Source organism: Seminibacterium arietis, from assembly GCF_042675725.1.
Classification (GTDB): domain Bacteria; phylum Pseudomonadota; class Gammaproteobacteria; order Enterobacterales; family Pasteurellaceae; genus Seminibacterium; species Seminibacterium arietis.
Map to the genome: position 1 here is coordinate 115,674 of NZ_JBHTJN010000011.1, position 14,027 is coordinate 129,700.

A 14,027-nucleotide genomic window follows, 5' to 3' on the forward strand; every position below is an offset into this window, starting at 1 on the left:
ACTCCTGTATTTGTTATTTACGTTCTAAAATAGACGCCTATTTTATGATTACCTATTTCCCGAATTGGAATTTTCATATCATAAATTTGATGTAAAACTGCTTCTTGCATAATATCTGCAACTTTGCCCTGACAAACTAATTTACCCTCTCGCATAGCAACAATATAGTCCGAATAACAAGAAGCAAAATTAATATCATGAATGACAATGACTACAGTTTTATTTAATTCGTTTGTCAACTTACGCAATATCTGCATAATTTGTACTGAATGTTTCATATCCAAGTTATTCAATGGCTCATCTAACAAAATATAATCTGTATCTTGAGCTAAAGTCATTGCAATATAAGCTCGTTGGCGTTGCCCTCCGCTGAGTGTATCAATATATTGAGACCGAATTTCATTCAAGTCCATATAATCTATTGCATTATTAATAAAAGTACGGTCGGTTTTCGTTAAATTTCCTTTAGAATAGGGAAAACGACCAAATGCAACTAATTCCTCTACGGTTAAACGTAAGCTAATATGATTAGATTGCTTTAAAATTGAAAGTTGTCTAGCAACATCTTCACTGTTTTGCTCATGAATAAGCCTCCCATTTAAACAAACTTTTCCATCATCAGCCATGAGCAAACGACTAATTATGGCAAGTAATGTACTCTTACCAGCTCCATTTGGACCAATAAAAGAAGTAATTTTCCCTTGAGGAATAGTCAAAGAAACGTTATCTACAACTTTCTTATTACCATAAACTTTACTCACATTTCTTATTTCTATTGCCATTTTTTATTCGCTCTCAACAATAAGTAAACAAAATAACTACCTCCCACAAAATTCACAATAATGCTTAAGGTTGTACCGAAGGTAAAAACTTGTGAAGCTAAAAATTGACCAAAAACCAAAGTGATAACAGAAATCAACATTGCTGATGGAATCAAGATAGAATGCCGATAAGTTCGAATAAATTCAAAAGTTAAATTCATCACAAGCAATCCTAGGAAAGTTAAAGGTCCAACAAGTGCGGTGGAAACTGAAATTAAAATAGCAACTGCGACTAAAAGTCTCTTACTAATCTGCTGATAGTTAATACCCAGATTAATAGCGTGATCACGTCCTAGTGACAAGACATCAAAATAGCGGATATATCGTAGAGTATACAATGTAGTGCATAATAAAATCACAATCGAAACCCACAGAATCTCTATATTAATATTATTGAAACTAGCAAACCCTATATCCTGTGCAATTTGAAATTCATTTGGATCAATTAATACTTCCATGAAAGTAGTCATGCTTTGGAAAAATGTACCAAACACAATGCCCACTAATAGTAAGAAGAATATGTTCTGTCTTGACTTATTAAATAAAAAATAATATAGCAATAAAGCAAATAAAATCATTGCTCCTGTGCAGACTGCAAATAACCAAATTGACTTAATTTCCGCCAATGCATTAGATCCGAACACAAAAATAATTGACACTTGAATTAACAAATATAGATTATCCAATCCTAAAATACTTGGAGTCAAAATTCGATTATTTACTATAGTTTGAAAAATCATCGTCGCCAAAGCAAGAGATAGTCCTGTTACTACAATCGCTGATAAAGTTAATATTCTACTATTTAACGCATATTCCCAACGCTTAGGTAACCCATAAAATAAATATAACGTCACTGAAAGTGCGGTCAAAATTAGCAATATAATAATTCGATTATGATAGTTTTTTCTTTTTTTCAATCATATTGATACTGCCTTAGTAATAAATATAAGAAAATAGCACTACCAAAAACTCCTACTATTGCATTAATTGATATTTCATAAGGATAAATTACTGAACGACCTAAAATATCACAAAATAGAACGAAGACAGCACCTAAAAGTGCAGTGTGAGAAAGAACTTTCTTCAAATTATCCCCTAAATAAAGCGTAACAATATTTGGAATAATTAAACCTAAAAATGGAATGACTCCTACAGATACAATAACGATAGAAGAAACTGTCGCTACAATTGCCAGCCCAAGATAGAGTACTCGCTTGTAATTAAGACCAAGATTGATCGCAAAATCTTCTCCCATTCCTACAATCGAAAAACGATTAGCAAATAAATAAGCAATAATTAATGCAGGAATACTGAAATATAAGATCTCATACCGACCAGACATAATCAATGAAAAATCCCCTTGCAACCAACCAGATAGGTTTTGCAATAAATCTTGCTGATAAGCGATAAATGCTGTAATAGAGCCAATGATATTACCAAACATAATACCGACCAAAGGAACAAATATTTGTTCTCTAAACTTCAAGCGAGATAAGATTGCTATAAAAACCAGTGTACCTACAAACGATACTATTACGGCAACTATAGTTTTTATTAGCATAGAAGCTGTAGGTAAAAATAAAATCGTAATTAAAATTCCTAACTTTGCACTATCCATTGTCCCTGCGGTAGTCGGAGAAATAAAACGGTTGCGACTTAATTGTTGCATAATGAAGCCACAAATACTCAATGAAGCTCCTGAAATAAGAATACTAATCAAACGAGGTAATCTACTGATTAAAAAAACATGCCACTGTTCAGAATCAAAATCAATCAGCCCTTTCAAATTCATCGTACTTACCCCTAAAAATAAGGAGATACTTGAGAAAAGCAATAGTAATATCAATAAATAGCGACGTTTAATCATAAAAACAAAGTGAAATAAAAATAATTATTAATCTAATCATGAAATATTATACCTCAAAATAGGTATAAAATACAAAGAGCGGTGAATTTTCTATTTCCACCGCTCTTCGTTAGAAAAACACTAAAGCTTCAATTGATTTTCCGCTTTTTTTGCTCTTAACAAGAATTGTTTGCGTTCTTTAGTTGACATTTCACTACTTACACCAGGTAGCTTCACAGTTAACGGGTTTACAGGTCTACCTCTAATATGAAATTCATAGTGTAAATGTGGTCCCGTTGACATCCCAGTATTACCAGACAATGCTATTCGTTCTCCACGCTTAACTGCTTGTCCTGCTTTAACTAATGGTTTACTTAAGTGCATATATACAGTTTGGTATTCACGTCCATGTCTTATTACAATATAACGACCAGCCCCCCTTGCTTGGTAAGCCACCTTCTCTACTGTGCCATCTGCTGGTGCGATGATTGGCGTCCCTATTGACATTGCAAAATCCACCCCATTATGAGGTCTAACTCGTCCTGTGACGGGATGCCTACGATTAGGGTTAAAAGGTGAAGAAACTCTTGCCTGCCGCCGCATTGGATAGCGAGAAAAACCTTTACCTAAAGTTTGCCCCTGATTATTATAGTAACGACCATTACTCGCTTGAATTGCATAATAGCTTTTTCCGCTAGAAATAATGTGAATAGCTGCTACATTACCTTGCCCTGTTAATTTATTGTCCAGATACTCTCTAGAAACTAAAAGTGCAAATTTATCTCCTGCTTTTAATTTTTTTGTATTGATTTGCCATTGAAGTGCGGTAGCTAACTGAGAAATTTGTTTACTATTTAATCCCAGCGCCTTCAAACTCTTGTTCAAAGAACCTTCAATTTTTCCCTTTAATACTTCCGTTTTCCAAATGCTTTTTTTCTCTAAGATACGACGAGTATAATTGTTACCCTGTTCTAACTCATAAATTCGCTCTTCTCTTTGCGATACTAACCAATTTAAATATTCCAATTCATTATTTTTACCTAATATCCAGTAAAACTGCTGTCCTGGTTCAAGTTTTTTCAATTCTGGGTAAAGTGCGGTGAGTTTTTGTGCTGTATCATCTTCTAGACCTGATAGCTCTAATACATCTTTTAAAGTATCACCTCGAACAACTGTATGACTGAATTGTTCCTTAATACGAATTGCTTGGTCAGCCACGTCGAGCAAATTTTCTAGTGCATTTTGGGCTTCTTCTGGTAACTGCGACAAACTATCATCATCTAAATTTACTTGTTCTACCTCATCATCATGAGCCTGTAATTCGTCATCATAAGAAGTAGCATCATTTTCAGCAAATTTAACTGGAGATAAAGCATCCTTGATGCTCTCAGCTGAAGTGGATTGATATTCTATCCCATTAATTTTTACAACATTTTGTTTATCTTCTGTGACAATAGATAAAGCAAGGAAGATACCTACAACAAGCAACAATGATACTAGAAAAAATACAATTAATTTAATGCGTGACTTCTTTTTTCTAATATCTCTAGCTAATAACCAACGTCGCTGCACTCTATTCTTTTCCTTTATCATTAAAACATTGAGTCAAGTTCTACTCAGACCAATTGCAATGCAAAAAATTCACTAATATTATAAAAAATATAAAACGTACGCATTATAAACTATATTACTCTAAACTTGTTAAAAATCGCAAAATAAGTTATTTTAAACGCCAATTTTTATCAATTACGCAGCCTATTATGCAAACTAAAACTATTCATTCGCCACTGATTGAATTAAAAAATATCAATATGACACTTGAACAGCATAGGGTCTTAGAAAATATTAATCTTACTCTCTATGGTAATTCCGTAGTTACCATTGTTGGACCCAATGGTGGCGGAAAGTCAACATTACTCAAGATTTTACTGAAGTTACAAAAACCTACAACAGGAAAAGTAATCCATAACAAAAACGTGCGTATTGGTTATGTACCGCAAAAAATTTATTTAGATCAAAGTATGCCGATCACAGTCTCTCGATTTTTAAGTTTGAAGCAAAAAGCATCAAAATCTGATATTGAAGCAGTTTTGCAGCAATTTTCCATCACTCATTTAAGCAAAAATAGTATGCAAAAACTATCTGGTGGTGAAATGCAACGGGTTTTACTTGCAAGAGCTGTATTAAATAAACCAAATTTATTAGTATTGGATGAACCTACTCAAGGAGTGGATATAAACGGACAAGCTGAACTTTATCAACTTATTCAACAAACTAAACGTCAGTTAAATTGTGCTATATTAATGGTTTCTCATGATTTACATATTGTAATGAAAGAAACTCACGAAGTACTTTGTATTAATCGCCACTTATGTTGTGCGGGAACACCTGAAACAATATCTAATGATCCTACTTTTATTCATTTCTTCGGCGATCAACTATCAAAAAATATTGCCTTTTACGCTCATCATCACAACCATAAACATAATATTCATGGTGATGTATGTTGTAATAGCGAATCACGTAGCACGGTTTGTACACATCAAAATAAGGAAAATAACAATGTTTGATATTCTCTTTCCTTCTTGGCTAGCTGGCATTTTATTATCTTTAATTACTGCTCCACTCGGTGCATTTGTAGTGTGGCGAAAAATGGCATATTTTGGTGATACGCTTTCACATTCAGCTTTGCTAGGAGTCGCCCTAGGAATTTTCTTGGAAATAAATCCTTATTTAGCGATCATCTTAATGACACTAATATTAGCTGTTTTTATGATATGGCTAGAAAACAGCACTCAATTTTCGGCTGATACTTTACTTGGTATTATTGCTCACAGTTGTCTATCTTTGGGTGTTATCACTGTGGGATTATTGCAAAATGTACGGGTAGATCTGATGGCATATTTATTTGGTGACTTATTAGCTATCAATTACAATGACGTACTACTAATCGCAATTGGTGTGGCTATCGTGTTAATTGCCTTGTTATGTATTTGGAAACCTCTGCTCTTCACTACAGTCAGTCCTGAATTAGCACAAGTAGAGGGAATTAATATTAGCAGAATGAAATTTTTACTGATGATATTAACCGCACTTACTATTGCTATCAGCATGAAATTTGTTGGAGCCTTATTAATCACATCTTTGCTAATTATCCCAGCAGCCACTGCTCGGCGTTTTTCTGATACTCCAGAAAAAATGGTATTTATTAGTGTTCTACTTAGCATTATATCTGTATCTATTGGCTTATCTTTTTCAGGATTTTATGATACTGCAGCAGGTCCATCAGTAGTAATAGGATCCGCGTGTTTATTTATACTTTCTTTATTTAAAAAACAAAATCATTGAGCAAAAATAATTCAAAATCCACGGCTTTTATTTCAAAAAAGTGCGGTGGATTTTTTAATTTATTACTCGATTCGCTCACCATGTGAACTTAAATCTAGCCCTTGTCGCTCATCATCTTTTGCAACTCTCAACCCAATCGTTTTATCAATAATTTTTAATAAAATAAAACTTCCTATTGCACTGAATGCGATAGTAATTAACACACTTTCAATTTGTTTCCATAGAGTTGTATCTGTACCTGCTATATCACTAGAAACAAAAACACCTGTTAAAACTGCTCCTGCGATACCACCTAAACCATGAATACCAAATGCATCTAAACTATCATCGTATCGCAACCAATATTTCAGCTTAGTTACACCTAAATAGCACACTACACTCGTAATAGCTCCAATAAATAGAGAACTTTGGATTGAAACAAAACCAGCAGCTGGCGTGATACCCACTAAACCAGCAACCGCTCCTGATGCTAACCCTAAAGCCGATGGTTTATGTTTACACAATACTTCAATAATAATCCACGTCAATGCTCCCGCAGCAGTAGCGATTTGTGTAGTTGCTAATGCCATTCCAGCCCGTGCATCTGCCGCTAAAGCCGATCCAGCATTAAAACCAAACCAACCAATCCAGAGCATGGCCGTACCTATCAACGTTAAAACTAAGTTATGTGGCATGATAATTTCTCGTCCATAGCCAACTCGCTTACCAATCATCATAGCAGCAACTAGACCAGCAATGCCTGCATTAATATGAATTACTGTACCACCAGCATAATCCAACACTCCATCATTAGCTAACCAGCCCCCAATACCCCATACCCAATGAGCAGTTGGAACATAAATCAATAACGACCATAAACCAATAAACAGCAAAAGAGCAGTGAACTTTATACGTTCAGCAAACGCCCCTGTGATGATTGCACCAGCAATAATCGCAAATGCCATTTGAAAGACCATAAACACAGATTCAGGGATAGTACTTGCTCCAGGATAAATTGTAAGCATATTCTTTTCAGTAAATACACTTAATCCTTCTAAAAAGAATCTATCTGTTCCACCAATAAAAGCATTGTATGGCGTAAAAGCCAAGCTATACCCAAAACACAACCAAAGTACAGCAATAAGACAACTAACAGCAAAGCTTTGTGCCATTGTAGCTAATACATTTTTCTTACGCACCATACCACCATAAAATAAGGCTAACCCTGGGGTTGTCATAAATAGCACTAAAATAGCAGATATCATTACCCATGCAGTATCTCCTGCTGATAAGTCAGTGATTGGACTAATCCAGTGAGATAAATCAGCAATAGCCACAGAAGGTATGCTAATAAATAATCCAAATAAAAATAATTTTTTCATAAAAAACCACATCAATCAAAGCTAATATAAATATAAAATCTAAATAAATACAAATAAAATTAAATTTTATTTAAAAAATAAAACAAAATCAATATATATCACAACATAACAAATTATTTTTTAGAAAATAACTTTTAATAAAAAAATAACCGCACTTTTTAAAAAAAAGTGCGGTCTAAAAAAATTATTTAAATAATGTAATTATAGACTAGGTCTAATCCCTAAAGTATGACAAATCGCAAAAGTAAGTTCACTACGGTTTAATGTATAAAAATGAAAATCTTTAACGCCTTCTCTAGATAACACTCTAACCATATCCATTGCGACACTCGCAGCCACTAAATTACGAGTTGTTTGATCATTATCTAGACCTTCATACATTTTTCCCAACCAACTTGGAATTTTTACATTAGTAATAGCTGCCATCTTTTGTAATTGCTTGAAATTTGTAACGGGTAAAATACCAGGTACAATCTCTGCTTCAATACCAATAGAAGCACATCGATCACGAAATCGTAAATAACTTTCTACATCAAAAAAGAATTGTGTAATGACATGATTAGCTCCAGCATCAATTTTACGTTTCAAATTAATCAAATCAGACTGTGCTGATTTAGCTTCAGGATGAACTTCAGGATATGCTGCTACTGAAATGTCAAAATCAGCCACTTCACGCAATAATGCAACTAAATCAGACGCATAAAAAGGTTTTTTTGCATAACCTTTCGGTTCATCTCCACGTAAGGCAACTATACGACGAATTCCACTGTGCCAATAATCACGAGCAATTTGCTTTAGTTCTTCTACTGTTGCATCAATTCCTGTTAAATGAGGTGCAGCTTCCAATCCCGTTTGTTGCTTGATTCCCTTGACTATCGAATGAGTACGATCCCTTTCACCTGAATTAGCACCATAAGTAACAGAAACAAATTTTGGTTTTAATACTTTTAAACGATGAATAGATTCCCAAAGTAATGTTTCCATTTTTTCATTTTTTGGCGGAAAAAATTCAAAAGACACATTAATATCGCCTTTTATATCTGTAATATATTGATTCAATACATCAATTTCTTTTGCATAACCCATCGCTTACTCCTTTAATCAAGTTTTTATGCTATTAAAATTAAAGATAAAATGAATATGTGTCAATTTCAAATATTTCATTATTTTGATGAATCAAATTCATAACCAAAACTAAGATAGTTCGTTTTTATATTATTTAATTTAGCAACAAATTAACTAATCCAATTCATTTGATTAGCAATAAATAGCAGAGCAAAAGCTGTTAAATAAATCAGACCAATAATAGAAAGCCATAATAATGGACCTTTAATACGATGTTTCCCTCTCAATACTAGAGATAAATTTAACCATGCAAAAACGGGGGTAGATACAAATGAAGCTATCATCGCAAATTTTAGCATCGGACCAACTGCATTATTAAAATAAAAAATAATCGCTAATCCTGACAATGACGCCAATAAAATTGCTGCCGTTAAAAAACTAACTCTACTATCTTTTCTATTTAAAATTAGGCGTAAACTTTCCACATTAGTACGAGAATAACCATCAATAACGGTGATAGTTGTACCAAACATACACATAAAAGCAATAAATGCAATTAAAGTCTTTGCCCAATCACCAATAGTAGAAGCGTACATATTAATAAGTTGGTTTATATACTTTCCACCAACCATCTGTACTGTTTCACCTGAACCAAACTGTACCAATGCACCTAATGCTAAGAAAATCAAAGCTAAAATAGCAGTTCCAATATAACCAACATTGAAATCAAAAATACCATCTTTATAGGAAACTTTCGTTAAACGACGCTTAGCTATTACCCACATAGAATTAATAGCTGAAATTTCTATTGGTGCAGGCATCCACCCCATTAGTGCAACAATAAATGCTAATGCTCCCAAATTCCATGGTGAAGGTGATATATAATCTACTGGTGCAACTCCCTGCCAACCATTGCGTAATAAAGCAATTAATACCGCAGCTACAGTAGTAATAGTCAATGCAATCATTATCAATTTAGACAAGCTATCTAAAATACGATATTTTCCTAATAATAAAATCGAAGTGCTGACCACAATAACAACAAAACTCAGCACGGGTATAGATACGGAGAAAGGTAATACAAAAGTTAAAATTGTTGCACAAAGTAATCCCACGGCTGCAACATTGATCATAGTAGAAAATACATTTAATACAAAAAACACCCAAAGATATAACAACCCTTTCTCACGATACCCCTCTAATAAGGTCTTACCGCTATCTAAAGTATATTGTGCTCCGAAACGAAAAAATGGATACTTAAATAAATTTGCTAAAATAACAATAATAGCAAGTTGCCAACCATAAATAGCTCCTGCTTGTGTTGATGCTATAATATGGGAACCTCCCACTGCAGCTGAAGCCATTAAAATACCAGGACCTAAAGCTTTAAATTTTGTTCGCCAACTTGAATTTTCAGTTTTCTGATACTCACTCATAAGAAATTTTCCAGTTTGTTAATAAATAAGATTTCGTATCATACATCAAGCACAACGTTAAAACAAAGTTAAAATTAGATAAATATCTTAAATATAGCGTTTAAACACAACAAAAAACCAAACAAAAAACCAAAAAATAAAAATTTATCAAAATAAAAAACCAATATGATAATAAAATACAAAACTAACGTAATGTGAATATAACTTATTTAAGCAATTAATAAATTTTATGTCTTTTAATATAAATTAAAAAATAAGATATTATCAAAATAAGGAATGAAAATAAAAATATGGCTGGGGTACTAGGATTCGAACCTAGGAATGCTGAGATCAAAACCCAGTGCCTTACCGCTTGGCGATACCCCAAATTATAGAATCTTTATATTGGACTAGATTGTTGATAGTATGGCTGGGGTACTAGGATTCGAACCTAGGAATGCTGAGATCAAAACCCAGTGCCTTACCGCTTGGCGATACCCCAACTACTATAAAGACTGCAAGCTAATGATGGTGCGGGACGAGGGACTTGAACCCACACACCTCGCGGCGCCAGAACCTAAATCTGGTGCGTCTACCAATTTCGCCAGTCCCGCAACATGGTGGCTATGACGGGATTCGAACCTGTGACCCCAACATTATGAGTGTTGTGCTCTAACCAACTGAGCTACATAGCCATAAAACAATTGCGTTCACCTCATCGGCTTTGCGGGGCTAATTATGCTAATATCTGCCCCTTTCGTCAACTCTTTTTTTATCTAAATTTGCAATTTTCTCTTTATTCGAATACAGATTATACAAATAGAACTAAAAGTGACCGCACTTATTCGGTCAATAACCGCTGTAATAAACTACCATCCACTAATGCTTGCTTAACTAATGCAAATGCACCTATAACATCTTCATTTTTTAATTCTGAAGCTACTAGTGGAGTGCTTTCTACAAATCTAGGCAATGCGTGTGCTTCCAATGTTTTTCTAATTGCAGAAAATAGTACTGTTCCTGCTCTTGTAATTTCTCCCGAAATAACTATTTTTTCTGGATTAAACATGTTTACACTCATGGCTAATACTCGCCCTAGCTGTTCACCTACATATTCTATTAGCTCAATAGCTGCACTATCTTGCTCTTGACTAGCCTTACAAATCGCTTCAATATCATGACTTTCTAATGAAAGCCATTTGCTTGTATAACCGTCTTCTAGTAAACGTTGCATTTTATTTTCAATCGCAACATTACTCGCTACTGTTTCCAAACATCCTACATTACCGCACATACAACGTTTTCCCAATGGATCAACTTGAATATGCCCTAATTCACCAGCACTATTTTTATAACCACCAAACACTTCGTGATTAATAACAATGCCAGCACCTACACCGCGATGAATTCTCAATAACAATGAGTCATAACAATCTTTAGTCACGCCAAAATAATGCTCAGCAAGTGCAAGGCTACGTACATCATTCCCAACAAATGTCATTAAATTAAATCTTGTAGCAATACTGTCAGCCAAAAACCAAGGCTCTTGTAGAGTAAAGTGCGGTAAACTTTGAATGCTATTTGTTTTTGCATCAACGAATCCTGCAACCGTAATACCCACAGCAATAACTTTTGTATCATTACTTCGATTATTTTGTAAAAAGAAATCTAACTTTTGTTGTAAAAAATGTTCTAACTCACTAATAGCATTAAATTTGGGTAAATCAAACCGCTCTTTGTTTAGTAATTCAGTAGAAAGATCCATTAATGCAATACTAATATGCTGATGCCCCAAATGAATCAGTACTGTATGGAAGGTTTTACGCTCAGCGATAATCGAAATCGCCCGACGTCCCCCAGTAGACTGTTGCTGTTCTACTTCTTTAATTAAACCAATAGCGAGTAAATTTCTAGTAATTTTAGTAACGCTTGCAGGAGCTAACTGACTTAATTCGGAAATTTGAATACGGGAAATGGGACCTTGTTGATCAATTAGCTTATAAACTACAGCACTATTCATTTGCTTGACCAAATCAACATTTGCTATCTGATGATTTTCTCGCATACTTTCCTCAAAAATTAAACACGATAACTTATTTTAAAATGATTTTATCTTAATTCATAGTATTGAAGATAGGAAAAACTGACTATCATCTCTTTTATCTAAAATGATCCTTGTTAGCTTGTTTCTAATGAAGTTTCCATTCTCCGTTAACTACAGTTCCTGTAACTTTGAAATCATGGCTAAAGACAGTTAAATTTGCAATTTTTCCAATCTCAATAGAACCTAATTTTTTATCAACTCCTATCGCTTTAGCTGGATAATAATTACACATTCGTAAAGCTTCCTCTAAAGAGATCCCTACATATTTCACTGCATTTTCTACAGACTCAATCATTGTAATCGCAGAACCACCTAAGGCACCGTTTTGGTCATAGCATTTCCCATCTTTAACATTGATAGTTTTTCCAACAAAAATAAAAGAATCAATATCTGATCCAGCTGCTGCGGTAGCATCTGTAACAATACAGAGTTTATCTCCCTTAGCTTTCTTATCAATTTTAACATTAGCATAGTTTACATGCATTCCATCGACAATAATTCCACAGTAAATATCTGAATCCAATACAGCACCGACAACGCCCAAATCTCTTCCTGAGCTAATTGGAGACATAGCGTTATGCAAATGTGTTGCAAAACTAGCACCTTCCGAAATTGCTTTCTTAGCAAGATCATAGTTTGCATTGGAATGCCCTAAAGAAATAATAATTCCTTTTTCAGTAAAATCTTTAATATAACGAGCTGTCGGATTTTCCGCTGCCAAAGTTAATTTAATAATCACATCAGCATTTTCACAAATAAAGCTTTTCATTTCTTCTGTTATTTCACGAATATATTCTGACCGATGCACTCCTTTTTTTTCTACACTCAAATAAGGACCTTCAAAATGCAAACCTAAAGCCTGATTGCGGTACTTAGTTAAATAATCTCGCATAACTTGTACCGCTCTTTTCATTCCTTCATCAGGCGATGTAATAAATGTTGGTAAAAAGCTTGTTGTTCCTGAACGTAAATTAGTTTCCTGCATAATTTCAAGAGTTTGCACACTAATATCTTCGTTAAACATCACTCCCCCACAACCATTAAGTTGCAAATCAATAAATCCTGCTGTTAAATTCTGTCCTTGCAAATCAACTTTATGCATAAATGGTGATAAATTTTGTTCTTCAACAATATCAATGATTTTATCCTTTTCAATAATCACCGACTTACCATATAAAATCTCTTTTGCCGTATAAATAACAGCATTAGTTAGTGCATATTTCATGATCTATTCTCTCTATTATAAAAAGCTATGAATCGCTTTTGCTTCTAACTCAGTAAAATACTTCACGGTTTTTACTTTCAATTCTTGAGTTGCTGGTTCATCACAAACAAAAATTGCATGGCGATGCATTTGCAATGCACTAATTGTCCAAAAATGATTAACGCTACCTTCTACTCCAGCTTGTAATGCTAGGGCTTTATTGTGTCCAGTAACTAATAGCATTACTTCTTCTGCATCCAATAAAGTCGCTACTCCGATCGTGAGTGCATATTTTGGTACTTTAGTCACGTCATTATTAAAAAAACGAGAATTTGCAATTAAAGTATCTTCTGTTAAAGTCTTAATTCGAGTGCGAGAGGCTAAAGAAGAAGCTGGCTCATTAAAAGCAATATGCCCATCAACTCCAACTCCTCCTATAAATAAATTAATTTTTCCATAAGATTTAATTTTTTCTTCATAGCGACGGCATTCAGCATCATGATCGGTTGTACAGCCATTTAAGATATTGATATTTTTCATCTGAATATCAATATGATTGAAAAAGTTATGGTACATAAAGTAATGATAACTTTGTGAATGTTCGGGAGGTAATCCTACATACTCATCCATATTAAAAGTAACGACATGTTTGAAGCTAATTTCACCAGCTTGATAAAGCTTAATTAATTCTCTATAAGTTGCTAAAGGCGTACTACCCGTAGGTAACCCCAATACAAAAGGACGCTCCTCTGTTGGGGCAAAAGCATTAATTCGTTCAACAATGTGCCGAGCAGCCCATTGACTAACTTGTTCCGCTGTTTTTAAAGGGATTAAACGCATAATATATTCCTTATTAATTTATT

General features: G+C 34.0%; 12 protein-coding genes and 4 tRNA genes. 2 read left to right on the forward strand and 14 right to left on the reverse strand.

Translation table 11 applies throughout. The features are described 5' to 3' along the window. Window positions 1-17: 17 nt before the first annotated feature. The 4 genes from ACFQ02_RS06185 to mepM all read right to left on the reverse strand — a co-directional run bounded on the left by ACFQ02_RS06185 (window position 18) and on the right by mepM (window position 4,239). Window positions 18-782, reverse strand: coding sequence for an iron ABC transporter ATP-binding protein (locus tag ACFQ02_RS06185; protein WP_380820664.1), 765 nt, complete (start codon window positions 780-782; stop codon window positions 18-20). Then, entirely contained in the window at window positions 773-1,738 is a 966-nt protein-coding gene (locus ACFQ02_RS06190) for an iron chelate uptake ABC transporter family permease subunit (RefSeq protein ID WP_380820666.1), read from the reverse strand. The genes ACFQ02_RS06185 and ACFQ02_RS06190 overlap by 10 nt, the downstream gene beginning before the upstream one ends. Continuing rightward, entirely contained in the window at window positions 1,735-2,688 is a 954-nt protein-coding gene (locus ACFQ02_RS06195) for an ABC transporter permease (protein ID WP_380820669.1), read from the reverse strand. Before ACFQ02_RS06195 ends, ACFQ02_RS06190 begins: the two co-directional genes overlap by 4 nt. A gap of 120 nt (window positions 2,689-2,808) precedes the next feature. Further along, a complete protein-coding gene (mepM, locus tag ACFQ02_RS06200) occupies window positions 2,809-4,239 on the reverse strand; it encodes a murein DD-endopeptidase MepM (RefSeq protein WP_380820672.1) in 1,431 nt (476 codons plus the stop codon). A 188-nt stretch (window positions 4,240-4,427) separates the two neighbouring features. Between mepM and znuC the strand changes: the two genes are divergently transcribed. Continuing rightward, entirely contained in the window at window positions 4,428-5,237 is an 810-nt protein-coding gene (gene znuC, locus ACFQ02_RS06205) for a zinc ABC transporter ATP-binding protein ZnuC (protein WP_380820674.1), read from the forward strand. Further along, window positions 5,230-6,015: a zinc ABC transporter permease subunit ZnuB gene (gene znuB, locus ACFQ02_RS06210; protein ID WP_380820676.1), complete on the forward strand. Its 786-nt coding sequence runs from the start codon at window positions 5,230-5,232 to the stop codon at window positions 6,013-6,015. Before znuC ends, znuB begins: the two co-directional genes overlap by 8 nt. A gap of 62 nt (window positions 6,016-6,077) precedes the next feature. Here the strand turns inward: znuB and ACFQ02_RS06215 are convergent, their stop codons facing one another. From ACFQ02_RS06215 to nagB, 10 genes are all read right to left on the reverse strand, one after another. Beyond that, entirely contained in the window at window positions 6,078-7,376 is a 1,299-nt protein-coding gene (locus tag ACFQ02_RS06215; protein WP_380820678.1) for an ammonium transporter, read from the reverse strand. 201 nt (window positions 7,377-7,577) lie between these two features. Continuing rightward, a complete protein-coding gene (gene metF / locus ACFQ02_RS06220; protein WP_380820680.1) occupies window positions 7,578-8,462 on the reverse strand; it encodes a methylenetetrahydrofolate reductase in 885 nt (294 codons plus the stop codon). 149 nt (window positions 8,463-8,611) lie between these two features. After that, window positions 8,612-9,877 carry an NRAMP family divalent metal transporter gene (locus tag ACFQ02_RS06225; protein ID WP_380820682.1) on the reverse strand — a complete coding sequence of 422 codons (1,266 nt, stop codon included), beginning with the start codon at window positions 9,875-9,877 and terminating at the stop codon, window positions 8,612-8,614. A 291-nt stretch (window positions 9,878-10,168) separates the two neighbouring features. Next, window positions 10,169-10,243, reverse strand: a tRNA-Gln gene (locus ACFQ02_RS06230). A gap of 40 nt (window positions 10,244-10,283) precedes the next feature. After that, window positions 10,284-10,358, reverse strand: a tRNA-Gln gene (locus ACFQ02_RS06235). Between the two features lie 27 nt (window positions 10,359-10,385). Then, window positions 10,386-10,470: transfer RNA gene (locus ACFQ02_RS06240), tRNA-Leu, on the reverse strand. A 4-nt stretch (window positions 10,471-10,474) separates the two neighbouring features. Next, window positions 10,475-10,551 (reverse strand) — tRNA-Met (locus ACFQ02_RS06245). 146 nt (window positions 10,552-10,697) lie between these two features. Continuing rightward, on the reverse strand, window positions 10,698-11,921 hold the full coding sequence (locus tag ACFQ02_RS06250) for an ROK family protein (RefSeq protein ID WP_380820685.1): 1,224 nt from the start codon (window positions 11,919-11,921) through the stop codon (window positions 10,698-10,700). A 124-nt stretch (window positions 11,922-12,045) separates the two neighbouring features. Then, entirely contained in the window at window positions 12,046-13,185 is a 1,140-nt protein-coding gene (nagA, locus tag ACFQ02_RS06255) for an N-acetylglucosamine-6-phosphate deacetylase (protein ID WP_380820690.1), read from the reverse strand. 15 nt (window positions 13,186-13,200) lie between these two features. After that, window positions 13,201-14,004 carry a glucosamine-6-phosphate deaminase gene (gene nagB, locus ACFQ02_RS06260; protein ID WP_380820691.1) on the reverse strand — a complete coding sequence of 268 codons (804 nt, stop codon included), beginning with the start codon at window positions 14,002-14,004 and terminating at the stop codon, window positions 13,201-13,203. Window positions 14,005-14,027 lie beyond the last annotated feature (23 nt).

Coding starts and splice junctions, on each gene's coding strand:
- ACFQ02_RS06185 (WP_380820664.1), bottom strand. CDS start 782: ATGGCAATAGAAATAAGAAATGTGAGTAAAGTTTATGGTAATAAGAAA.
- ACFQ02_RS06195 (WP_380820669.1), bottom strand. CDS start 2,688: ATGATTAAACGTCGCTATTTATTGATATTACTATTGCTTTTCTCAAGT.
- znuC (WP_380820674.1), top strand. CDS start 4,428: ATGCAAACTAAAACTATTCATTCGCCACTGATTGAATTAAAAAATATC.
- znuB (WP_380820676.1), top strand. CDS start 5,230: ATGTTTGATATTCTCTTTCCTTCTTGGCTAGCTGGCATTTTATTATCT.
- ACFQ02_RS06215 (WP_380820678.1), bottom strand. CDS start 7,376: ATGAAAAAATTATTTTTATTTGGATTATTTATTAGCATACCTTCTGTG.
- metF (WP_380820680.1), bottom strand. CDS start 8,462: ATGGGTTATGCAAAAGAAATTGATGTATTGAATCAATATATTACAGAT.
- ACFQ02_RS06225 (WP_380820682.1), bottom strand. CDS start 9,877: ATGAGTGAGTATCAGAAAACTGAAAATTCAAGTTGGCGAACAAAATTT.
- ACFQ02_RS06250 (WP_380820685.1), bottom strand. CDS start 11,921: ATGCGAGAAAATCATCAGATAGCAAATGTTGATTTGGTCAAGCAAATG.
- nagA (WP_380820690.1), bottom strand. CDS start 13,185: ATGAAATATGCACTAACTAATGCTGTTATTTATACGGCAAAAGAGATT.
- nagB (WP_380820691.1), bottom strand. CDS start 14,004: ATGCGTTTAATCCCTTTAAAAACAGCGGAACAAGTTAGTCAATGGGCT.